The sequence below is a fragment of the Paraburkholderia sartisoli genome (assembly GCF_900107685.1).
GTDB classification, from domain to species: Bacteria; Pseudomonadota; Gammaproteobacteria; order Burkholderiales; family Burkholderiaceae; genus Paraburkholderia; species Paraburkholderia sartisoli.
Map to the genome: position 1 here is coordinate 1,099,950 of NZ_FNRQ01000001.1, position 21,833 is coordinate 1,121,782.

Annotated in this window: 17 protein-coding genes; 7 read left to right on the forward strand and 10 right to left on the reverse strand. The window is 59.6% G+C overall.

Annotated features, from left to right (window positions below; all coding sequences use genetic code 11):
* Positions 1 to 240 precede the first annotated feature (240 nt).
* The 5 genes from BLV45_RS26940 to BLV45_RS05055 form a co-directional block, all read right to left on the reverse strand.
* Positions 241 to 891, reverse strand: coding sequence for a hypothetical protein (locus tag BLV45_RS26940; protein ID WP_143130387.1), 651 nt, complete (start codon positions 889 to 891; stop codon positions 241 to 243).
* Between the two features lie 248 nt (positions 892 to 1,139).
* Positions 1,140 to 1,628, reverse strand: coding sequence for a hypothetical protein (locus BLV45_RS26945; RefSeq protein WP_143130388.1), 489 nt, complete (start codon positions 1,626 to 1,628; stop codon positions 1,140 to 1,142).
* Positions 1,629 to 2,964: 1,336 nt separating this feature from the next.
* Entirely contained in the window at positions 2,965 to 4,899 is a 1,935-nt protein-coding gene (locus BLV45_RS05045) for a tetratricopeptide repeat protein (RefSeq protein ID WP_090529758.1), read from the reverse strand.
* A gap of 75 nt (positions 4,900 to 4,974) precedes the next feature.
* Positions 4,975 to 5,589 (reverse strand): hypothetical protein, encoded by a 615-nt coding sequence (locus BLV45_RS05050; RefSeq protein ID WP_090529760.1) that lies wholly within the window; start codon positions 5,587 to 5,589, stop codon positions 4,975 to 4,977.
* A complete protein-coding gene (locus tag BLV45_RS05055; protein ID WP_090529763.1) occupies positions 5,586 to 5,810 on the reverse strand; it encodes a Y-family DNA polymerase in 225 nt (74 codons plus the stop codon). Before BLV45_RS05055 ends, BLV45_RS05050 begins: the two co-directional genes overlap by 4 nt.
* Positions 5,811 to 6,003: 193 nt before the next feature.
* Between BLV45_RS05055 and BLV45_RS05060 the strand changes: the two genes are divergently transcribed.
* The gene (locus tag BLV45_RS05060; protein WP_090531141.1) at positions 6,004 to 7,488 is read left to right on the forward strand and encodes a gamma-glutamylcyclotransferase family protein; all 1,485 of its coding nucleotides are present in this window, start codon (positions 6,004 to 6,006) and stop codon (positions 7,486 to 7,488) included.
* Between the two features lie 598 nt (positions 7,489 to 8,086).
* Here the strand turns inward: BLV45_RS05060 and BLV45_RS05065 are convergent.
* Complete coding sequence (locus tag BLV45_RS05065) at positions 8,087 to 8,833, reverse strand: glucose 1-dehydrogenase (protein ID WP_090529766.1); 747 nt, start codon at positions 8,831 to 8,833, stop codon at positions 8,087 to 8,089.
* Between the two features lie 425 nt (positions 8,834 to 9,258).
* Between BLV45_RS05065 and BLV45_RS05070 the strand changes: the two genes are divergently transcribed.
* Positions 9,259 to 10,812, forward strand: coding sequence for an FAD-dependent monooxygenase (locus BLV45_RS05070; protein ID WP_090529769.1), 1,554 nt, complete (start codon positions 9,259 to 9,261; stop codon positions 10,810 to 10,812).
* A 133-nt stretch (positions 10,813 to 10,945) separates the two neighbouring features.
* Here BLV45_RS05070 and BLV45_RS05075 read toward each other — a convergent pair whose 3' ends face one another.
* From BLV45_RS05075 to BLV45_RS05090, 4 genes are all read right to left on the reverse strand, one after another.
* The gene (locus BLV45_RS05075; RefSeq protein ID WP_090529773.1) at positions 10,946 to 11,503 is read right to left on the reverse strand and encodes a sugar O-acetyltransferase; all 558 of its coding nucleotides are present in this window, start codon (positions 11,501 to 11,503) and stop codon (positions 10,946 to 10,948) included.
* A gap of 350 nt (positions 11,504 to 11,853) precedes the next feature.
* Positions 11,854 to 12,921: a nucleoside 2-deoxyribosyltransferase gene (locus BLV45_RS05080; protein WP_218133529.1), complete on the reverse strand. Its 1,068-nt coding sequence runs from the start codon at positions 12,919 to 12,921 to the stop codon at positions 11,854 to 11,856.
* Positions 12,922 to 13,366: 445 nt separating this feature from the next.
* Positions 13,367 to 13,678, reverse strand: coding sequence for a hypothetical protein (locus BLV45_RS05085; RefSeq protein ID WP_218133530.1), 312 nt, complete (start codon positions 13,676 to 13,678; stop codon positions 13,367 to 13,369).
* A 467-nt stretch (positions 13,679 to 14,145) separates the two neighbouring features.
* Positions 14,146 to 15,360, reverse strand: coding sequence for an NnrS family protein (locus tag BLV45_RS05090; RefSeq protein ID WP_090529779.1), 1,215 nt, complete (start codon positions 15,358 to 15,360; stop codon positions 14,146 to 14,148).
* 469 nt (positions 15,361 to 15,829) lie between these two features.
* Between BLV45_RS05090 and BLV45_RS05095 the strand changes: the two genes are divergently transcribed.
* The 5 genes from BLV45_RS05095 (at position 15,830) to glyA (ending at position 21,823) form a co-directional block, all read left to right on the forward strand.
* Positions 15,830 to 16,396: a DUF3280 domain-containing protein gene (locus BLV45_RS05095; RefSeq protein ID WP_245753114.1), complete on the forward strand. Its 567-nt coding sequence runs from the start codon at positions 15,830 to 15,832 to the stop codon at positions 16,394 to 16,396.
* A gap of 194 nt (positions 16,397 to 16,590) precedes the next feature.
* On the forward strand, positions 16,591 to 17,709 hold the full coding sequence (locus BLV45_RS05100) for a beta-propeller fold lactonase family protein (RefSeq protein WP_245753115.1): 1,119 nt from the start codon (positions 16,591 to 16,593) through the stop codon (positions 17,707 to 17,709).
* A 323-nt stretch (positions 17,710 to 18,032) separates the two neighbouring features.
* Positions 18,033 to 19,043, forward strand: coding sequence for a GlxA family transcriptional regulator (locus BLV45_RS05105; protein ID WP_090529786.1), 1,011 nt, complete (start codon positions 18,033 to 18,035; stop codon positions 19,041 to 19,043).
* Between the two features lie 237 nt (positions 19,044 to 19,280).
* Positions 19,281 to 20,492 (forward strand): M24 family metallopeptidase, encoded by a 1,212-nt coding sequence (locus BLV45_RS05110; RefSeq protein WP_090529789.1) that lies wholly within the window; start codon positions 19,281 to 19,283, stop codon positions 20,490 to 20,492.
* A gap of 71 nt (positions 20,493 to 20,563) precedes the next feature.
* Positions 20,564 to 21,823: a serine hydroxymethyltransferase gene (gene glyA / locus BLV45_RS05115; RefSeq protein ID WP_090529792.1), complete on the forward strand. Its 1,260-nt coding sequence runs from the start codon at positions 20,564 to 20,566 to the stop codon at positions 21,821 to 21,823.
* The last annotated feature ends 10 nt before the right edge of the window (positions 21,824 to 21,833 follow it).

A 21,833-nucleotide genomic window follows, 5' to 3' on the forward strand; every position in this document is an offset into this window, starting at 1 on the left:
GCTGGGGGCTTTCGGTTGCACCTGCCGGCTTCTCTATTCAAGGGACTCACGCTGACAGCCTGCTCCGATTGCGCGCCTCGGCATTGACCAGGACAGCGGCATGGCGGCGAGTGGACCGTGACGGTATCAGATGATGGTCATTCGTAAAATGCCCGCGGCCAGGCATCCGGTCGCGTCCCGGGCAGGCTCGCAATGCTTTTGGATGTCAATAACAGAACTGGATCACAGCGTTTCGCTGCATTAAGGCGCAAGCGAAAATGCAGACACTTCGAAGTCCGCTGAGCCGCCCCAATGGATCTGGGAAAACTCAGACCTCACGACCCTTTTAACGTCTGGTGCATACCAGTAGGTCGCCGCCCATGGTGCCTGGCTCAGACCCGTCTGGGTCCACACGGAGATGCCGCGCATGGCAATCTTGAAGGCATCGAACGAGCCTGCGGATACCTCTATGCGTTCAAATGCCTCGACCCGCACGTGCGCATCGTTTTCGTGGGATCCGGATGAGTTTCGCACGACCCAATGAGAATCCCAGCTTTTGCCGACCATCATTGGAAAGCTTAGTGAACCCAGACTGGGCTCATAGGTCGTGTTACCACTTCGAGTCAGACATCCCTGACTGTCGAAAACGGCTTCGTACGGCGCTCCACCATTCTTCGATTCAGTTATCGTGGTCTGTTCTGCGGTTACCGAGACCACGGTTTCAGCTATTGCAGTTTTTCCATACATGACTGTCCACCTGTCGCCGACCCGGTAGACCGGCGCATCAGCCACAGGCGTACCTGTTGTCTCCTGGGCCATCGCGGCTGTCGTTAGACAGCCGAGCAAGATTGCGGCATTGCAAAATCGCCTGGGAAACATCGAAAGGTATAGCGACGCGACGGGAGTCTTCATGAGGAAACCTCCAGGCTGCGATAACGCGCGAACGCCCAAAAACGGCGTTGCCCCATAAAGGACAGGCAATGCAATACTCCGCCCGGACTTCGGTGCAGCCTCGTCTGCTACCGCACATACTCAAAACGTTCGCAATGTTTCGTTGTCTTGTGATGAATCCACCGCCGGTCGAATCCAGTGGAAGGCGGCCCGACCTGGACGCGCCCGTTCAACGGAAAGCGCCGCTCCGCTGACAACACGACGTACGGCTATGACCCACAGAAAGGGCCTTGCTCACTCATCGCGCGCTTCCAGGTGTGTTCCGTACTGGAAACCGGGGCAGGGGAAGCGAGTGGTGCTGCAGGCGTGCCCATGTCGTTCAGATCGATATGACAGCGACCGTCGGTCACCGAGAGAAGAGCAACATAGCGGTGGGTAGCTGCCGGTGTGAACGTCAGGGTGTCGACGCAGAATTTCTCGGTCACCAGCATGTTTTTTGTGTAGAACATGGAGAATGACAGCGGCGCGTCTGGTGTTACTTTGCGCGTAATCTCCTTTGCAGTATCCATTACGGGAAGACGATGCCGCTCGGTGCATTCAGCCGCGCCGCCATAGATAAATGCTTGTGCTGTGAAATCGCCGGCTTTGCGAAAAACAACAGTGGCGGCGTCCGCCTGGGACGGTTCCTGATAAGTTGTCGCGCAACCCGTGATGGCGAGCGAGCATGCGCCCAGGATGAGTGTTCGGCTAAATTTCATGGTTATTGATCAGGGGTATGTGCGGATCAGAATCACGCGTAATCTCGCTCAAAAATGCAAGCGAGCCTGATCAGCCTTTACGGCATCCAGCGAGATATCTTGAGAGAGGATGCATTCTGCAGGTGAGGGCTAAACACAAATCGAAGTCCATCGGGTACTTGCCGGTTGAGTCGTTGAATTCTCTGCCTGACTCACATCGCGCGCTGGGCTGGTAGCGACGCCAGGTTGCTACTGCCGTTTTTAGCTGTGTATGTGCGCTAGCCAACCTTCGACGTGAAAGCTGATTGTTATATTGATGAAATGATGCCTTCGGACGCGAACCGTCTTCAGTGAGCGTCAGTTCATTTGTGGGGGAGCAGCAATGCCAACCGTCTTCGACGAGTCGCTCCGCCCTCGCTCGCGAGCAGTCGGCCTTGTTGCGACTCTACTCACCGTCGGCGCCCATGCCGGTTCGAACTGCCCGGATGTGGTGGTGTCACCCTCGGGCAGTACATTCAATGTGGCGGCTCTAATCGCGGACACTGGGTCACCGGAAGCTGCGCTTGACAAGGCACGCACTGCGCTTTCGCAAGTGAAATCGGGCGGCGGGTGTCGCATATTCGAGGACATTGCCGCATGCGAAGAAACGCTTCTGGTCGCGAAAAAGGCGATAGCCGCGTTAGAGGCGTGTAGCGCGGCGAGCCCGCCGAAACACTAGGCACGACAGAAGGGGGAAGCACACCCTTTCAACGATAAAGGGAAACAGGTCGATCCGCAGGAATAGGGGTGTATTTATAAACTGTTGCCGGATTGACCCAAGGTCTTTTAGCGCTTCAGCGGCCAGTAACCCTCTAGCCGTTTCAGTCGAAGATACGGCGCGGGCAAGGGAACCTGACGAACTGCGCGGTTCGAAGGTTGGCCGGAACCGGAAGTTAGACCTCGCCGCCGACCGGCCGTTTGTGGTCGAAATTGGAAGTTCACTGGGAGTGCTTGCCTATCGCATCGGCTCCATCACTGAACTTCGGTGTTCGACCCGAAGCGGTCCCTCGCCACGGATGTAGAGATGACCGCTTTCTGGAGCCAAACGGCCGTTGGCAGCGAGCCTGTGAACCTGACAAATGATGGTGTGTCGGCGTCAGCGCTGGATGAGCCTGTGCGCTGAGGCTAGTATTGCTCCCGCGCTTGCCGGGAGGAGCGTTCCCGACGCCGATCCGATGCAGCGACCGCTATGCAGATGCTTTGACACTGGTCCGCACGCCGGGGCATGGTGCTCCGTGACATAACGCCAGATCCTGCTGCGAATCCCGTTTCCAAAAACGTCGCTTTTTGCCAGCTGTTCGCAAGCGATAGAGTTCGCTCACTGCAAAAGTGCTTTCACTTGGGAGGCGAGCTCGTGGTCAGGAAAGCGTTCACAGGCCACTGACCAAGCCTGCTTCGCCTTTGCATGGTCGCCGCTGTTCCAGTGCACTCCGCCGAGCTCGAACATTGCCGCAGCATATTCGGGATCTAGGGTGACCGCCCGATGGAGGGCGTCGATTGCCTGTTCCGCCTGCCCAAGATGCGCGTATGCCACGCCGACCTGAAACCAACTCATTGCGTCCGGCTGGAGTGCTGTGGCCTGCTCCAAGAGGATCGGTAGGCTTTCGTCAAAGCGGTCTAAAAAGTTCAGTGCTGTTCCCAGACAATAGCCATAGTGGCCGCCTTCGAGATCGTAGGCCTTGCGGAAACAGCGTTCAGCCTCCGCCCAGTCCCCGTTCTCCTGCGCCCAATGGCCCAGGCGATCCCACGGCAATGCGGCGTCATCCGCGCTGACGTGGGCGATATGGCGGTCAAATTCATCCCTGAATTCGGCATAGGTTTTCTTGAGGTCATAACCCCGCCCTCTCAGATAGAAATTACTCATTAACAGCTCCCATCGTCCTTGCGAACTGTCAGGATGGGCTTGGACGTAGCGCCGCCAGAAGGCGCGAGCGTGCACTGCGTTGTCGATCGTAGTGCGGCCGAAACTCGCCACCAGCCGGAGGCACCACGGCCAAATCCATTCGTAGCGGTCGGCCTGAACGGTTAGAGCATTGATCTCGTGGAATGCAGCTGCGCCCTGGTCGAGGTTGAACAAGACGTTGACGCGCCACCCGGACACCGCCGTCATCTTTCCCTGGTTGCGATCTACGAAGGCGACTTGGTCGAAGTGATTCAGAGCGTCCTTGTAACGGCCGATCCGAACGAGATGGTTGCCCATGGCATTGTGGGCTTCGGCCAGGTTCGAATCCAGCCGCAGCGCTTCACAATAGTGCTCAACGGCCGAATCTTGATCGCCGAGTCGCTCGAAGCTCGTGCCTAGATTCTTGTGGATCTGGGCCGCCAACTCGGAGGCGCCTATAAGTGCTGGATCTGCAAGGGCGGCTTGGTAGGCCAACTTGGCCTGCTCATCGTCAGGAACCGCCGAATATGCGTTTCCAATGGTGTAATGCAAGCTGGCGGCCTGAAAGCGGCCACTTGCCAGTTGCCGCTGGAAAAACGCGATGCCTTCGACGATCCGCTCTGGATGCCGAGTTCGGCGCGCCATGCCGAGATTGATCTCCGACATATAGGGGATGCCCATGAAGTCGTGATCAGCGCCGAGCGCTGCGGCAAACCGCTCGAAGCTTGCGCTGATCACGTCGTCTGCATTCTGGTCATAAAGCTGCTGCAGCAGCGTCGCCGCTTGGCGCTGATCCTCCGGGACGTGGACCTCCGGTGCGGCGTCCAGGATGGCGTTGGGTAGGTCTTTAGGACCGGCGGAGGCTTGAGCGACCCGACGGTCCCGCGAAGACCTGGCGCCGGACCGCGCGAGCGCGGCCACCTTACACAATCGATCGGTTGTCATCTCACGCGTGAAGGTGACGGTGACCGAGCTTTGGTCCGTCCATGAGCGCCCGTCGTGCTCATATTGCTGCAGGACAGCGTCGGCCAGGCAGATGCGCAACGAACCCGTCGGGACGTGGTAGCAGGCGTAGAAGCTGTAGGGCTGCATCAGCAGGTAGTTCAGGTTCGCGCGCTCGACTGAGACGCTGAGCGACTCGTCGGCATTCAGGTTCCGGGCTGTACCTTTCACCTGAACATGCACCCGGACGTTTGTCGCCTGACCGCCCGCGACGACCTCAATCTGGCAGTCTGTGCCGTAATCCTTGCGGTCCGACGCCTGGAGGATAAAACAACCGCTGTCGGCCAGCCGCTTTTGGAAGGCGGCAAGAGCCTGGTCCTCTATTTCGTGGTTCTGATCACGGCGCGGCAGTTCGTCGAACGGATTCATAAGTGTCGGTCTATCGTAGGCGGTCGGCGATGCGTTCCAGTCTCATCGATCGTCATTGTCAAAGGCATGATCGCATCAGCCGTAGCCAGGGTCGGGTACCACGCCGGGCAGCTTGTCGGCCCGACCCCAAAATCTTGCGCAGGCGCCGGCATAGCGGACGACGTCCTCGGGTCGGATAAGGATCTGCTCACTCTCCTCGGGGTTCGGCGGAAGAATGTCGATGTATCGCGAGGGATCGTGGGTCCAACGTTCTGGTGCATGGGCGCGTAGATCGTTCACCGAGGTGCCATCGCCATGGCGATAGACATTCGCGACGAGGAACATCTCTACAAGACTGTCGCAGATGCCGCTGAGATCGACGCCGCCTTTTGCGGCACATTCGGGAAGGTGCTCGCGAAACAGCTCCCGACCGGGCTTCTTGCCGGTCACGCCGAGGCTGCGACCCCATATGCGCAGCTGACGTTCAAAGAGGCCGGCTAGAGTGAGGGTAAATGCCTTAGCAGCTTCGTTCGCGGTATGGTTATCGACCTGCGCCGCCGCACGGTCGAGGAACTCGTTCATCGATGCTGCTTCGTCGAATCGAAGCTCGGTGTGGATCGGCAGCGCGTTTAAGCCAGGCCAGATCAACCGCTGAAAGAGACGGTCGGTGTTGGCTTGGAACACCCTTGGAGGATTGTCGCCCGGGATCATAGGAGTGAGCCCTCCGCGTTGTTCAACGCGGGGGGCTCGGTCATGGCCGCGAAGTTCGACAGCGTGACGCCGACCAGCCGAATGCCTTTCGGCGGCGGGTAGACCGAACTGATCAGCGCGAGGCTCGCCCCATGGCCGACAGCCACCGGCTTACCCTGCAGTGTTGGGTTATCCCGTTGCTCGACCGGAGCATAGAAAGCGTTCATGTCATCGCGGATCATCTTGCGAACCTACCTTCAACCATAGCGGTGGACAATAGCATGGGGCATGAACAAAAGGGATACATGACTCCGAAGGACGCCGAGAGCGACGCCTGGTTCGCCCGTTTGCATCTCCTGCTGTTGTTTGCGCAGAGTTATAGTGGCCACGAACGAAATTGTTGCTTGAGGCCGCCCGCCTCAAATGGGAGCCAGGATGCTGAAGGCCAGCGAAGAGGAAATCGAGTCCATTCGGGAATACTTCGAATGGCAAGCCCCCGACCTAGAAGTAACCTTCATGCAAAAGGTCTACTCCGAATCGGTGCTGAACACGTGCCACGACGTGTGGGACATACACACCAACAAAGACCGATGGTGGGTCATCACTGGCGGCACCAACCTCTATTCCCAGCAACAGTTCCCTAATATGGACCTGGCGCTGACCTTCCACATCGGTCTGATTCTGCGTATCCCCCGCACCGAGCAGGACCAACGCGACGATATGCGCCTCCTTCCGTTCGGGCCAGTCTTCGAAAAGATGGAAGAGGCCGGCGATGCAGTCAGCCACGCCCACAATCTCGCGGACTACCAGGCGGTTGGTGTTCGTTGCCGAGAGACTTTGCTTGAGTTGATCGGCGTCGCCCAGGACGCCGCGGTCTGGACGGAAACGCCACCTCAGCGCGCCAATTTCCGCGAGTGGTCGGAAATCATCTGCAACGCTCTCGTGCCCGGCAACAGCAATCGGGAGCGGCGCGGTGCATTGAAAGGTGCGCTCGATAGCGCTTGGACGTTCTCCAATTGGCTGACACATGCAAAATCAGCCACCTGGCTCGATGCCGACTTGGCGCACACGTTGATTCAGCATGCCATCGGTATGGCCACCTCCCTGATCCTTCGTGAGCTACGCGGCGTGCCGGAGGCTTGTCCGAATTGCGGATCGCCCGATCTTGTGCCCGAAAAGGGCGAAAACACTGCGGCGCCGGGCGTGGTCTGGGAACGACCGCGATGCGCCGACTGCGGATGGGCCGGCAGACCTGTTCCAATCCTTGATGCCGAGAACGGGCGGCCACTCATAACCCGCGAAGGCAAGGAGACCCATGACCACAGCATCATGACCGTGCCGTTGCGTGCCATCCGGAAGCCAGGCGATCCGGCGGTCGAAGCATTACAAGACGCAGAGACCGGGCCACCGGAGCCCACCGAATATTTCGCTTATGGGTCGAACATGGCGACCGCGCGGCTGCGGCAACGAATTCCGAGCGCCAAGCCGCTGGGGGTCGCCACCCTCCCTGGGCATGAACTGCGGTTTCACAAGCGTAGCAAGGACGGTTCGGGGAAGTGCAACGCGTTCGCGACGGATGACAATGAGAGCGCTGTGGTCGGTGTTCTTTTCTGTTTTGATCCATCAGAACGTAGAAAGCTCGACGCTGCTGAGGGTACCGGTAAGGGATATGACGCCGCCATAGTGACGGTCGTCAATGACAAGGGCCGCAGGCGGAAGGTCCTGACATATATCGCCTCGAACGACGCCATCGACGAAAGCCTCCGGCCTTACAGTTGGTACAAGGATCATGTCTTGGCTGGCGCCCAGGAACATGGCCTCCCGCAGGACTACCTCGATGAACACATCGCGATGGTTGAAACGGTTGAGGACCCCGACGTCGCAAGGGCCTCAAAGGAGCGCGCGACGTACTCCGCGTAGCCCGAATTGCGTCACATACTATGCGGCTCGGCGTTGCGTCCCGTCTCTCTCCCGGTCCTCCTCGCCAGCAGCCTCGAGGAGGAAACGGGCTTGCGCGGCCTTTCACGAACCGCGATCAAGAGCGTAAGGACGATGGGTCCAACCGCCGATGCTCTGCCGGTCCACCTCAGCACCGAATCTGGATGACCAATTTGGGCTGCGATTCGGACGTTCGATTCAGCGTCTTGGACTTCGCTAGGTGGCCGAATCCGGAAGTCGACATCCGAAACCGTACCACTGGCACGAATGCCAACTCCCGTCTTCAATGGTCAAGGTTTTCGGGGCCTCCAGGGTGCGACGCGAAACCGTCAGGTTCCTGGCGCGATCATACCCAGCCATACGGCGATCAACGTGATCCACGCCTCCGTTTTCCAGGCGGGTTTGCGTCCATATCATCACGCTGTTTTCGCATGGATATTTCGCCGCAACGGCCTTTCGCACAGATCTTTAATGTCGCGTCAGGAATAGCGATTCTCAAGTCCGGCTTCCCCCAGGGCCCGCACACTTATTCAGTATGCAAGGCTCGAGGGAGCCACGGCAGGTCCGGATCGTCGTCGGATCACCGCATCCCGCCACTCGCGACGACGTGTTCGCCTGTCATCCAGCGCGCGTCGTCAGATGCGAGAAACACTGCAATCGACGCGATGTCATCCGGCTGGCCCAGTCGGCCGAGAGGAGTCTGGCTGAGCGCCCATGCATCAAGGTCAGAACCAATAATCCCCGCGCTGTGGGTGCCCTCGGTTACCACGACGCCGGGGTTGATTGAATTCACCCGGATTTTCCTCGGACCGAGTTCACGCGCAAGCACGCCGGTGATCGCATCGACCGCGCCTTTTGTGCCGCTATAAACGGCGCTTGCCGGAGGCGAAATGGTGGTGACTACCGAACTCACATTGACAATACTCGCCCCCTCGCCCAGGTGGCGCGCAGCGGCCTTCGTGGTGAGCAGCACACCGAGTACATTGGTATTGAACTGTTTGTGGAAATGCTCTTCCGTGATCTCTTCGATCGGTGAGAATTCATAGATTCCCGAATTGTTGACGAGAATGTCGAGGCGACCATACGTTTCGATGGCCGCATCGACGATGCCTTGTGCTTCCGCCGCCTTTGAGACATCACCGCCTACGGCGACGGCCTTGCCGTTGGCTGCGGTAATCGTTGCAACGACGGCATCGGCGCCTGCCTTGCTGCTGGCATAGTTGACTACCACCGATGCACCTTCTGCCGCTAGGGCCACCGCGATTGCGGATCCGATACCCTTTGATGCGCCCGTGACGATGGCGACTTTACCTGTGAGCTTGCTCATGATTGTTGCCTTGGAGAGATGTTGTACTGTGGAAACTGATCGACGGTTGTTCGAACCATCTGTCAGCGACCGTGTAAATCTAGACGTCTGAACGCCTGCGATAAAGCGGCTCAGAACGAATTGACAGGATGGATTTTCCGAACAATCGAAGGACAACTGCGGCGAGCGGGTCAGAAGCTTTATCGCCCAGGCTTCGAGCGCCGCCGATTGTTGCCGGCACATCGCTGCCATGTTATAAAGCCGCGTCGGAAAAGGCAGACTTGGTTTGGTAAGCCCAAGTCCTTTCGGTAACGAAAGCTCTGGTCTTTGGCCTCGCGCACGAGATCCCCACGACGAATATTTGACGCTATTCAAGCGTCTAAACGTTCGTCCGTGTGGCTCCCGAATGAGGAACGCTCCGGTCGGACATCGACAAGGAGCACCTCATGCATGAGCATCATCAGGATATTTTCGACGTCATCATTGCTGGAGCCGGCCCCGTCGGCCTGTTTCTCGCCTGCGAGCTACGCCTGTTTGACCTCTCGGTCCTGGTGCTTGAGCAAGCCGACCACCCACACTCTTCGCTGAAGCGCCTGCCGTCTGGAATGCGCGGCCTTTCGGCGCCCACACTTGAAGCCTTTTACCGTCGTGGGTTGCTAGACGAAGTAGTCGCGGCGCAGCATGCGAGCGATGCCGCAGGCAAGACTGCTACGACCACGCACTGGATGCAGCAGCCGCGCCGGCCTGCCGGCCACTTCGCAGGCATTCAGTTCTATCACGACGACATCGACAGCGCGAAGTGGCCGTTTCGCGTGCCTGGCCCAGCCGGCACCAGCATGGCAGTCGCACTTGAGACACTCGAAACCGTGCTGGCGCGCCGGGCCTGCGCGACGGGAGCGAAGATTCTGCGTGGCTTCAGTGCCGGCGAATTTCAGACATCAGATGGAGGCGTGACCGTTCACGCTGGCGCGGAAACTTTTCGTGGACGCTGGCTCGTCGGCTGCGATGGGGGCCGCAGTGCAATCCGGAAGGCAGGCGCCTTTAATTTCGTCGGCACCGATCCCGAATTCACGGGCTATTCGGTCGAAGTCGAGATGGCCGACCCGGAGGTGCTCCCGCCCGGCCGGCATTACACACCGACTGGCATGTACACCTATGCGCCGCCCGGCACGATCGCGATGGTCGATTTCGACGGCGGCGCCTTTCACCGGATCCAGCCAGTCACGCTGGAGCATGTGCAGGCGGTCTTGCGCCGCGTGTCTGGCAAAGACATCACCCTGAGAAAACTCGAACTCGCCACCACCTGGACGGATCGAGCTTTTCAGGCAACAACGTATCGCAAAGGACCCGTGCTGCTTGCGGGCGATGCTGCACACATCCACTCTCCCCTGGGCGGTCAGGGGCTTAATCTCGGCCTGGGAGACGCGATGAACCTGGGCTGGAAGCTGGCAGCCACGATTCGCGGCGACGCACCGACCGATCTCCTCGACAGTTATCAGCGGGAACGGCATCCGGTGGGGGAGGACATTCTCGACTGGTCGCGCGCGCAGGTGGCACTCATGCGACCCACCCGAAGCACGCGCGCGGTTGCAGCCATCATCCGCGATCTCATCGAGACCCGCGATGGCGCGACATACTTTGCCGGGCGCGTGTGGGGGATTTCGCTCCGCTACGACCTTGGCGGCAGTCATCCTCTGGCAGGCCGCAGCGCGCCTGATTTCAAGCTGGTCGGCGGAACAACGGTCGGCAACCTTCTGCGCGAAGGAAAAGGCCTGCTCCTGGAGTTTGACGCGACCGCATCGCTTCAGGCGCTTGCGAGCCGCTGGCGAGAGCAGGTCACCTATCTGGCAGGCGACGTCGAGGAACGGCTGGGATTGCGCGCAGTACTACTGCGTCCTGACGGGTTCGTCGCGTGGGCAACTGAAACCGCCCCTCGCGATGAGGATGTTTGCGAAGCTTTAGCGCGATGGTTCGGCAAACCTGGGAATGCGGGTGGATGAGCCTGGTTGATCGCATCATCGGAATGGCCGGTTCGCCGGATACAGCGGTGGTTTGGACATTGCCTGGATCGTCCGGATGGGTGTCCCTTGATGGCCGCACTTCACCGGATGCGTGAGCTCCGACTCGACCCGCCTAATCAGCTATCGAACGAATGACCCTCGCTGGATTTCCACCGACAAGCGTATTCGGGGGAACGTCCCTGGTGACGACCGATCCTGCCGCGACTACCGAGTTCTCGCCTATTGTCACGCCGCCAATAATGGTCGCGCCGGCTGCGATCCAGACGTTTCTCTCAATCACGATGGGCTTTGCGATTACGCCGTTGCGCCGCTGGGAAGGTTCAACCGGATGGCTGGACGTGATGATGTTCACGTTCGGCCCGATCATCACATCGTCGGCAATGTCGAGCCCGCCAAGGTCATAGAAAGTGCAATTCTGATTGACGAAGACATTGCGCCCGACACGGATGTCGACTCCGCCGGTTGTATAGAACGGTGGTATCAATACAAAGCTGTCGTCCACCTTCTTGCCGATGAGATCACTGAACAAGGCCCGGACTTCATCCGCATCGTTGAAGGTCAACCGGTTGAGATCCGCGGTGATCGCCATCGCCCGTTTGACGTTGGCCGACATGGCCGCCGATTCCGGCGTTCTCCTCGAAATTATCGTGGTGCGATCATCATTCGCCATGCGTTATTTTCCTTCAGTTGCAATCGGGTGATTTTCAGCGATCAATGACGGGGAAACCCGATCGAATCGGGGTATTCATGCAGGTCGAAGGCCAATGGCATCGACAGCGCACGGTCGGTCCGATTGTCGACGATCCAGGCCTCCCTGTCGATTGACCGTAGCGGGCCGGACAGAGCCTGGCGACAATCGGCTCAGACCCATCTCAGACGTTCGATATTACAAATAACTAGAGACAGCTAGCGTCCCATTAGGGGACGTTGCTGTCCGCAGAAAAAGGTACAGAACTTTGGACGACCGCCATCAGGGCCAAGGGATGAATGCAACTGCCCTTTGCAGTAAAAATCCAGATTTTACAATGTCCTTTTTAATACTGCCTCTTCAGGATGTTCGATTGCGGAAAGAATATTTTCAGCGACCTTATCGAGAAGCTTTCCACCCCAAAACGGATCGGCCATATCATAGTAGATAACTCGAATATGCTTTAGATCAAATGGTATATCAGCCTCGTTTGACGATACAAGGACGACCGGCTTTTCCAGCGCATGCGCCAACCCTAATTCGTAGAATACGTTAGGATTTCTAGCGGTTAGTTCAGCGACGAGTACCTTTGCGGAGTTTATGCCCGCCCATATTTGGTCAATTATCTTTCCGGTTCCAAATATTTCTGCGTCTGCTCTGACTGGGCGTAAGCCAGCCTTTTCAATGGCCGGCTTATATATTTTTGCATAATAATCTCCGAGCGGGGGTGCGAAGGGCATCATAACGAAACACGAGTCGCTAGCATCAACCTTTACCGCCTTCTCTAATTTCTTAAGAGTAGGTGATTGCGCACCCGAAATGTTAGAGCCTTGGGAGACGTCAATTATCCTCAGCTTACCATCCGTTTCGATCAAGAGCTCAGCCGCTCTTAGAGATTCAATAAAAATATCCTGAAATTCGACAACCTTATCCACGGGAACACCAAACGTGTCGGTGAGGGCATTGTGAAAAAATTGACTATCCGGAAGATTCTCCCCGCGATAATGCCCGTAAACATCAGATATCACGGGAGCATTTAGTACTGCCTCCCTTAAGCCTTCCAGCTTATCCTGGGGATCCTGCGGGCGTAATACTCGCTTTGCGCGTTCCGCTACGGCAATTAAACCCGGACTCGGTCGTTCAAGGAAGCCATATTTTATGCCTGAACTTACCTCGACTTGATAAGTGCCTGCAGCTCCGACACCTAAAAATGCTGCTGACTCCTTGACCGAACAAGGTTTTCCTGCGTTCTGCTCTAGAATTGCCTTTGGTATCCGCAACGATCTATCGACGGCATTCCGAGGATATTTAGCAGGCTGGGAGACGATCTTCTCTGTAATGGCAATGGAACGGATTTTTTTCTTCGCAACCTTTCTTCCAGCAGTCTTCTTGGTCACCATCGTCTTTTCCTTTTTCTTAGATACATCCAGGTCAAGCAGGATAGAATTGAAATTACGCTAGAACATCAGCCTATAATATGAAAAATTATCTACTACGAGGTGACATGCAAATACTACAATTCTCGAACTGCATGCTATAGATTCGATTGCACTCTGTCCAGCTTCAGGCAAGATCGGCTGATTGCCTGCCCGTTTGCAGGTCTGCCGTGTTGAATACTATTGTTAGTTAAATTTTCAACGGCATTCAGCGAAATGGCATTGGACTGTTAGCGACGATGGTCAATGCTTAACGTTTGCGGCCCGATCATGAGTGGCGACTTGGCCAAGGCTTGGAGACACTCAAACGTCCGCGTGGACTGTCACGCCACTGGCCGACTTTGGCCGACCGGTGCCCGATTAGAGAGCCGTCCCCGCCTTGAAGTGACGCGCCGGGGACGTTTGCGAATCAAGGGATCGGACTCACAAATTCCAGCCCGAACTTCACGTTATATACAAGGAACCGGCCTTCGGGCGTCATGACGAGGCCAGTGATATTTTCCCGCTGAAAGTCGTCTAGACGGAAATCCTCATCAACGCCGAGGCTGACGGCCAAGGCCCCGTCCTCCGCCACTATGATCTTGTGGTCATAGTTCACAACCGTTCCGAAACAAATAATCTCGCCCCCATTCACAACTAGCTCAGAAAGCGGATCGTCCGCACCTATCCAGCGACCCTGCATCTGTGATGGCAGCGGCTCGTCACGTCCCAATCGATTCACTCTTACCTCTCATCCGCGAGTTCCGTGAAGGGGATTGTCGACGATCTGAGCGGGAATGTCGAAGGACCGTTCATGGCCGAAACCGCTCTCACAACAAGCGGTTCACTCCGTCCCTCCGCCGTCTTCCGACTTGTCCATCATTCTCGACGACCAGGTCACAGGCGCCGGCGCGACCGTACCCTATGGCGCGCCGCTAATGCTTCCATTCCTGTTCTCCTCGCCAGATATTCCCCGGCCAATTGCTGGCGAAACTCCACTGTGCATTTCGTCATTAAAAACCCCTCAAAGAGAATGAGCGGTTGTCCAACTTTCGGGGGGCGGTTCGGTCTCCGGGTTTCTGTGATCGCGCGTGGATACATGAGTGCGGGGCGACGCCATTCCCACCCGGCGTAACCGTTCATCGCCTGACGTTCGTTCGTGCGGCGCGCTGAAGGCAACGTGTAATGCTGAGGCGAAACAGGCCGCGCTCAACCGGGCTTGCCGTCCTGACGCGGCCGACACAGCGGCAGCGCATACGCAATGACATAGAGGCCAAAGCCCACGATCCAGCAAAGCCCGGCCGCCGTGATCCAGAACAGGAAGAACCGCGGTGCGACGAGCGGTCCGAATACCCGCAGCGCGGAGCCCGCCATGACGAGCGTATAGCTCGCGATATCGCGGCGGTCGGCGGTGAGCGGCTTGCCGGTGTGTCCGCGTGCAGTGCGCGTGATCATCGAGATGATCGCGCCGCCGATGACACCCGCCGTGAACGCGTGCATGGCGAGTGTATGCGGCACGTCGCCGAATGCGCTCAGCACGAGCAGCGCGAAGCCGACCGGAATCCACGCATACGCGAGATGCAGGATCAGAAGGATCGGCGGGCGGCGCACCGCGTACGAGCGCCACGCAACCAGCCGCGCGACATGTATCGCGCACGCAAGCGCCGCGAGCGGGGCGACGACGAACGGGCCCGCTTGCGCCGCGTCCGCGAGCAGCGCCAGCAGCGTGACGGGCGGCACCGCGAGTTCGACCGGCCGCCAGCGGCGCGACACGAAACCTGGAATGGCGTTGGTGGTGAACATCGGCACGACGCGTCCGGTGATCACGCTCACGAGCAGCACGATAATGCCCACGGACGCCATCACGCAGCGCAGCGCGAAATCCGCTTCGCCGGAGAGCATGAAGTAGTGAAAGAGCGCGTTCAGCAGCCCGAAAAGCAGCAGCACGGGCACGAGAAAATAGTTGCGCCGGTTGCCCGCGCGATGCAGCGTGCGCAGCAGCAACAGCGCGACGGCCGGCAGGAACAGGCTGTCGATCACGGCCGCGGGCACGGCCGGCCCGCTCCATACCAGCACGCGCGCCACGAGCCACGTGGCGACGACCAGCGCGAGCGTGAGCCCGCGGGCGGTCATCATGCCGGTCCACGCGCGCACGGCCGTCAGCAGAAAACCCGCGATGACCGCGGCGGCGAAGCCGAACACCATCTCGTGCGCGTGCCACGCGACCGGATTGAGCTTCATCAGATAGCCACCGGACAGCGGCACGCCGCTTAGCACCAGCAGCCATAGCGTGAGCGCCACCGTGGCGCATGCGGCGCCGCCAAGGTAGAGCGGCCGGAAGCCCAGATTGAAAAGTGCGAAGCGATGCGACGGCTGCCGCTCGGGCGGCGCGACGAAGGTCGGGTGTGGTTCTGCGATTTTCATGTTCGTCCCGCTTGATCAGGTTTGCAGCCCGAGGGCAGCGTGTCGCACCGGGCGACAACGGGCGGACAAGGTGTCACGCGTCCTGCCGGGATACGACTTGCCGCGTCGTGTTTCGAGGGAGCCGGACAGGGCGTTCAGGATGCCCGTGACCCAGTATGCGACGCGCGCGGGCGGATTTCATCGCCGGGGCGTGAAAAATCGTCGAAATTGTTTCGGCGCGTGGCGACAGGTGGCTGATTTTGTTGGGGAATATGCGGGCGGTACGCCTGTGGCAATAGCGCGCGGGGCGTGCCATGTCACGTCGGTGGCCACCGGGCGCCGCACGCCTGCATCACGCGTACCGGACGCATCGTGCGGCGCAGCGAACGGGGGCAGGCATTCGGGGGACTGTTCCATTCCTGCTTCATTGCACGCTTTTTGCGTGGTGGGTATATCGCCGTATATGCCGTCATCGAGGAGATGCGCCATCTTGACCCGCCTGCCTGGAACACCGCGCCTCGTCTGGAAAGCACACGTCGTCGTCGCGTTGATGTGCGCCTGCGCGGCCGCGCTGCCTGCCGAAACGCTCGCGCAGCCCGCCGGCACGCCCTCGACGATCGCGGTCCCGGACTGCACGCTGATCGACGACAACGCCGCCTACAACGACGCCGACGTGACCCGCGTCCAGCAGTTGCGCGTCACGATGATCAGCGACCAGTTGCGCAACGCGTTGCGCGAACGCGGCCTCTACCGCGTCGCGGACAACGCGCCCGCCGCCGCGATGATCGCGTCGTTGCAGTCCATGCAGGACCTCAACGCGTGCAACGGCTGCGAGCGCGAAGTGGGGCGCCGGCTGAACGCCGGGCGCGTCGGCCTGTGCTGGGTGCAGAAGATCAGCAACCTGATCCTCAACATCAACCTGCGTATCGAAGACGTGGCGACCGGCGCGACGGTCTTCCAGCGCTCCGTCGACATTCGCGGCAATACCGACCTGTCGTGGCGGCGCGGCGTGGACGCGCTGGTCGATCTGGTGGCGCAGGAACAGAAACAGAAATAACGGCCCATGCCCGGGAGCGTGTCATCTGGCTTCGCCAGCGTCGCGGCCGCGCGGAATTCGGGAAATTCTCCCGCCCCGTCGCATTGCCAGACAAAGGGCGGATGGGCTAACTTGAGGATCGGGCTTCAAATCAGACAAACCCCGGGGACCGCACGTCCCGAGGACCGCATGTCAACAGAATGCCGGAGACAATCATGCATTTCAAAAAAACAGCGGCACATCTCGCGTTTTTATCCGCGTTTGGGGTGATCGCATCGGGCGCGGGCATCGCGCGGGCGGCGACCCCTCTCGCGTACGTGACGAGCGAGACCGCTGGCGTCGGTGTCATCGATCTCGACCAGATGACGCTCTCGAACACCATCTCGCTCGGCGACGACGGTCCACGCGGGCTCAGCCTGACCGCGGACGGCAAACATCTGCTGGTCGCGAACAAGAAGACGGACGATCTCGTGGAGATCGACACCGCGACCGGCAAGGTCGAGCGGCGCGCGAAGATCGGCAAGAACCCGGAGTTCGTGCGCGTGCATCGCGGCTTCGCGTATGTGACGTATGAGCCGGGCGAAAGCGGACCGCCGCCAGGCGTGCCGGGTGCCGCGGGAGCATCGGGTGCAGCGGGTGCATCGGGCGGAGGCGAGCAGCACGCACAGGGCGGCAAGGACGACGACGATGCGAACTCGCCGCCCGCCGAAATCGCGATCGTCGACCTGAAGACGATGAAAGTGGTGCACTCGGTGAAGAGCGGTCATGAAACGGAAGGCGTCGAGTTTTCGCGGGACGGCAAGCTGCTGCTCGTCACAAACGAAGGTGACGACACCGTTTCGGTGTATCGCGTCGGCAGCGGTACGCCGGTGCGGACCGTGAAGATGCCCAAAGGCTCGCGGCCGCGCGGCATCCGCGCTTCGCCGGATGGGAAGCAGTATGTCGTCACGCTCGAGAACACCAACAAGTTCGTCGTGCTCGACGGCGCCAGCATGAAGACCGTGAAGACCGTCGATACGAAACTCGGCCCTTACGGCGTCGGCTTCGATCCGTCGGGAAAACATCTGCTGGTGGCGGCTTCGCGCGACAAGACGCTGCAGGTGTTCGATGCGAAGACGTACGAGCACGTCAGCGACGCGCCCGTGGGCCAACGTTGCTGGCACTTCAGCTTCACGCCCGATGGCTCGAAGGTGCTGCTCGCGTGTGGGCGTTCGAACGCGGTGTACGTGCTGGACGCTTCGACCTATCAGACGGTCAAGCAGATTCCCGACCTGCCGCTCGCGTGGGGCATCGTCACGTATCCGGCGAGTCCGGGTTCGATCGAATCGCGTTGAGCGTCCGGCGAAATCGGTACGTCCGATGAACCCTGCAATATGAAAGGCCGCGATATCCTCGCGGCCTTTCGTATTGGGAATTAAGGTGCAGTGGAACGGAAAACCGGGTTAAGCGTGAATGCTTGCCGTGTGAGGCGGGAATTCCGGTAGCCTGGACAGGGTTCGCGCGGCGAGCCAGGCCAGGCGTCCCTGCAGACTGGGCGTTCCCGCCGCTGGCGGAAAGCGCCCGTCCGCCGGTCAAAAAATGACGCAACGCCAAGGGCAGATATGATGGCGGGGTTTCCAGCAAACTCACTGGATCATGGCCCGCCAGATGCCCACTTATGCCAACGAACCCTATCAAGCCCGAAGACCGGAGACCGGACGGACTGCACGATCTGCGTGTTACCAGATACGGGTTTCTGCTGCTCGATAACTTCTCGCTGATTGCGCTGGCGGCTGCTGTCGATCCGCTGCGGATCGCGAACATGATCGTCGGGCGGCGCGTCTATGACTATCAACTGGTTTCGACCGGTGCTGATTACGCCCAGTCGAGCGATGGCATCCGTGTGCTGCCCGATGCGACGATGGCCGATAGCGGTTCGTTCGATGTGGTGTTCGTCGTGGGACCCAATCCGATTCCGCGCAAGGGCATCGGGGCGGTACTCGACTGGCTGCGACTGCATGCCCGCAACGGAACGGCACTCGCAGGGCTCGACACCGGCAGCTACTTTCTCGCGCGCGCCGGTCTGCTGAACGGTTACCGATGCACGATTCACTGGGAAGATCGGGACGTGCTGATGGAGCAGTTTCCCCAGTTGACAGTGTCGAATCGCCTGTATGAGGTGGATCGTGACCGCTACACCTGTAGTGGTGGCGTTGCACCGCTGGACCTGATGGTTCATCTGCTCGGCATGCCGCCGGGCAGCCGGTCGCTTGCGGCGCGCGTGCTCGAATTGCTCGTCGCGGAACGACGCAGTCACGAGCAGCGTCAGCGCACGTCGCTACGCCAGTACATGGGCGCGGAACACGCGAAACTCGACGAAGCGCTACAGATCATGGAAAGCAACGTCGAGGAAACGCTCGCGATCGCGGAGATCGCATCGTATCTTCACGTATCGCAGCGACAACTCGAACGCTGGTTTCATGAGCGGCTAAGCAAGACGCCCGCGCAGGCGTATCTGGAGATCCGCCTGTTGCGCGCGCGTCAGTTGCTGTACCGCACGTCCCTGCCACTGGAAGAGGTGTGCGCGCGAACCGGCTTCACGTCGATGACGCACTTTGCCACGCGCTACAAGGCACAGTTCCAGATCTCGCCGCTCGCCGATCGTCGGCGTTACCAGAACGCGCTTTAGAACCCGCCAGACAGGCCCGGTTCGCTGGAAGCGCTTTGTCCACGGGCCGCGAACACCTCGCCACCCGCTATTCGAGAGCGCATTCACCGACGCCGCGCGCCGGTGAATGCGCTCGCCGGTGTATACCCTCGATGTCTAAATCAGAAAGTGTTACGTCGGATCGGGAAATTTTAGAAATCGCCAAACTCCTACCATTCGCTCACACCCACCCGAACTTTTTCATCAAGGAGCGAGCGCATGAAACTGGAGAACCTGATCCGGATCGAAAACGGCGAAAAGGTGAAGCACACCTTCTCGGACGCCGAGTACGCCAACCGCCAGGGCAAGCTGCGTGAACTGATGGCGCGCGAGAACATCGACGCCGTGCTGTTCACGTCGTATCACAACATCAACTACTACGCGGACTTCCTGTACTGCTCGTTTGGCCGCAAGTACGGGTTCGTGGTCACGCAGAAAAAGGCCGTGTCGATCTCGGCGAACATCGACGGTGGCCAGCCGTGGCGCCGCACGGTCGGCGACTACAACGTGGTCTATACCGACTGGCAGCGCGACAACTTCTTCCGTGGCGTGCAGCAGGAAATCGACAACAAGGGGCGTGTCGGCATCGAGTTCGATCATGTCCCCGTGGATGTGCTGGAGAAGCTCAAGGCAGCGCTGCCGTCGGTGGAATTCGTCGACATCAGCGCGCAGACAATGCGCATGCGCATGATCAAGTCGGCCGAGGAAATCGCTGTCATCACGCACGGCGCGAATGTCTGCGACGTCGGCGGTGCGGCGCTCGCTGCAGCCGTTCATGAGGGGGTGCCCGAACACGAGGTCGCGCTCGCGTCGACCCAGGCGATGGTGCGCGAGATCGCGCGGCGCTTTCCGGATTCTGAGCTGATGGACACGTGGACGTGGTTCCAGTCAGGCATCAACACAGACGGCGCCCACAATCCGGTGACGACGCGCAAGGTGCAGAAGGGCGACATCCTGAGTCTGAACTGCTTCTCGATGATCGCGGGCTACTACACGGCGCTCGAGCGCACGATGTTCTTCGATCACTGCTCCGACGAACACCTGCGTCTCTGGAAGGTCAACGTCGAAGTGCATGAGGCGGGTCTGAAGCTGATCAAGCCGGGCGCACGCTGCAGCGACATTGCCCATGAGCTCAACAAGATCTATGCGGAGTATGACCTGCTGCAGTACCGCACGTTCGGTTACGGCCATTCGTTCGGCGTGCTGTCGCACTACTACGGCCGCGAAGCGGGGCTGGAACTGCGCGAAGACATCGACACCGTGCTCGAGCCGAACATGGTGATTTCGATGGAACCGATGATCATGTTGCCGGAAGGCATGCCTGGCGCGGGCGGCTACCGCGAGCATGACATCCTGGTGATTGGCGAGAAGGATGCGACCAACATCACCGGCTTCGCGTATGGTCCGGAACACAACATCATCAAGGCCTGACCGGTCTCACTAGAACGACCCTGCGGCCACGATGGCCGCGGGGACCCCGAGATGTTGCAGGAGACGTTTCAATGTTTTCCAGAGAACAGACCATTGCCGGGTTCGATCCGGAGCTGTCCGACGCGATGCGCCTTGAACGCCAGCGCCAGGAAGATCACATCGAACTGATCGCATCGGAAAACTACACCAGTCCGCGGGTGCTCGAAGCACAGGGTTCGGTGCTCACCAACAAATACGCGGAAGGCTATCCAGGCAAGCGCTACTACGGTGGCTGCGAACATGTCGACGTGGTCGAGTCACTGGCCATTGCGCGTGCGAAGCAGCTCTTCGGTGCCGACTATGCGAACGTGCAGCCGCACAGCGGCTCACAGGCGAACGCCGCGGTCTATCTGGCGCTGCTTACCCCCGGCGACACGATTCTCGGTATGAGTCTCGCGCACGGTGGCCACCTCACGCACGGTGCGAAGGTGTCGTTTTCCGGCAAGCTGTACAACGCGGTTCAATATGGTGTCGATACGCGGACCGGCTTGATCGATTACGAGGAAGTCGAGCGCCTTGCCGTCGAACACAAACCCAAAATGATCGTGGCGGGTTTCTCGGCTTACTCGCGGGTGCTCGATTTCTCCCGCTTCCGCCAGATCGCGGACCGCGTCGGCGCATACCTGTTCGTCGATATGGCGCACGTCGCCGGACTCGTCGCAGCGGGGGTTTATCCGAACCCGGTGCCGTTTGCGGACATTGTCACGACAACCACCCATAAGACCCTGCGTGGCCCACGTGGTGGTCTGATTCTGGCCAGGACCAACGCCGGGATCGAAAAAAAACTCAATTCGATGGTCTTTCCGGGTACTCAGGGCGGCCCGCTGATGCACGTCATTGCGGCGAAGGCGGTCGCATTCAAGGAAGCGCTCGGTCCCGACTTTGTTGAGTACCAGAAGCAGACACTCGCGAACGCGCGGGCAATGGTCACGGTGTTCGTCGAACGCGGCTACGACGTTGTGTCCGGTGGCACGGACGATCACCTGTTTCTCGTCGACCTGGTCGCGAAGGGCATGACTGGCAAGGACGCGGATGCGGCGTTGGGCCGTGCGCGCATCACGGTCAACAAGAACGCGGTGCCAAACGATCCGCAATCGCCGTTCGTGACGAGCGGTATCCGTATTGGTACCCCTGCCATCACGACGCGCGGTTTCAGCGAGTCCGATGCGGCGCTGACTGCCGCGCTCATTTGCGATGTGCTGGACAGCCTGGGCGACGCACAAGTCGAGGAACGGGTCCGCAAACAGGTCGCGGGGTTGTGCGCGCGCTTGCCGGTATACGCCGGACTCTAAAGAGAACGCC

Coding starts and splice junctions, on each gene's coding strand:
- BLV45_RS05045 (WP_090529758.1), bottom strand. CDS start 4,899: ATGAATCCGTTCGACGAACTGCCGCGCCGTGATCAGAACCACGAAATA.
- BLV45_RS26945 (WP_143130388.1), bottom strand. CDS start 1,628: ATGAAATTTAGCCGAACACTCATCCTGGGCGCATGCTCGCTCGCCATC.
- BLV45_RS05075 (WP_090529773.1), bottom strand. CDS start 11,503: ATGGCGAATGATGATCGCACCACGATAATTTCGAGGAGAACGCCGGAA.
- BLV45_RS05060 (WP_090531141.1), top strand. CDS start 6,004: ATGCTGAAGGCCAGCGAAGAGGAAATCGAGTCCATTCGGGAATACTTC.
- BLV45_RS05100 (WP_245753115.1), top strand. CDS start 16,591: ATGCATTTCAAAAAAACAGCGGCACATCTCGCGTTTTTATCCGCGTTT.
- BLV45_RS26940 (WP_143130387.1), bottom strand. CDS start 891: ATGAAGACTCCCGTCGCGTCGCTATACCTTTCGATGTTTCCCAGGCGA.
- BLV45_RS05090 (WP_090529779.1), bottom strand. CDS start 15,360: ATGAAAATCGCAGAACCACACCCGACCTTCGTCGCGCCGCCCGAGCGG.
- BLV45_RS05055 (WP_090529763.1), bottom strand. CDS start 5,810: ATGATCCGCGATGACATGAACGCTTTCTATGCTCCGGTCGAGCAACGG.
- BLV45_RS05050 (WP_090529760.1), bottom strand. CDS start 5,589: ATGATCCCGGGCGACAATCCTCCAAGGGTGTTCCAAGCCAACACCGAC.
- BLV45_RS05070 (WP_090529769.1), top strand. CDS start 9,259: ATGCATGAGCATCATCAGGATATTTTCGACGTCATCATTGCTGGAGCC.
- BLV45_RS05080 (WP_218133529.1), bottom strand. CDS start 12,921: ATGGTGACCAAGAAGACTGCTGGAAGAAAGGTTGCGAAGAAAAAAATC.
- glyA (WP_090529792.1), top strand. CDS start 20,564: ATGTTTTCCAGAGAACAGACCATTGCCGGGTTCGATCCGGAGCTGTCC.
- BLV45_RS05065 (WP_090529766.1), bottom strand. CDS start 8,833: ATGAGCAAGCTCACAGGTAAAGTCGCCATCGTCACGGGCGCATCAAAG.
- BLV45_RS05110 (WP_090529789.1), top strand. CDS start 19,281: ATGAAACTGGAGAACCTGATCCGGATCGAAAACGGCGAAAAGGTGAAG.
- BLV45_RS05105 (WP_090529786.1), top strand. CDS start 18,033: ATGCCAACGAACCCTATCAAGCCCGAAGACCGGAGACCGGACGGACTG.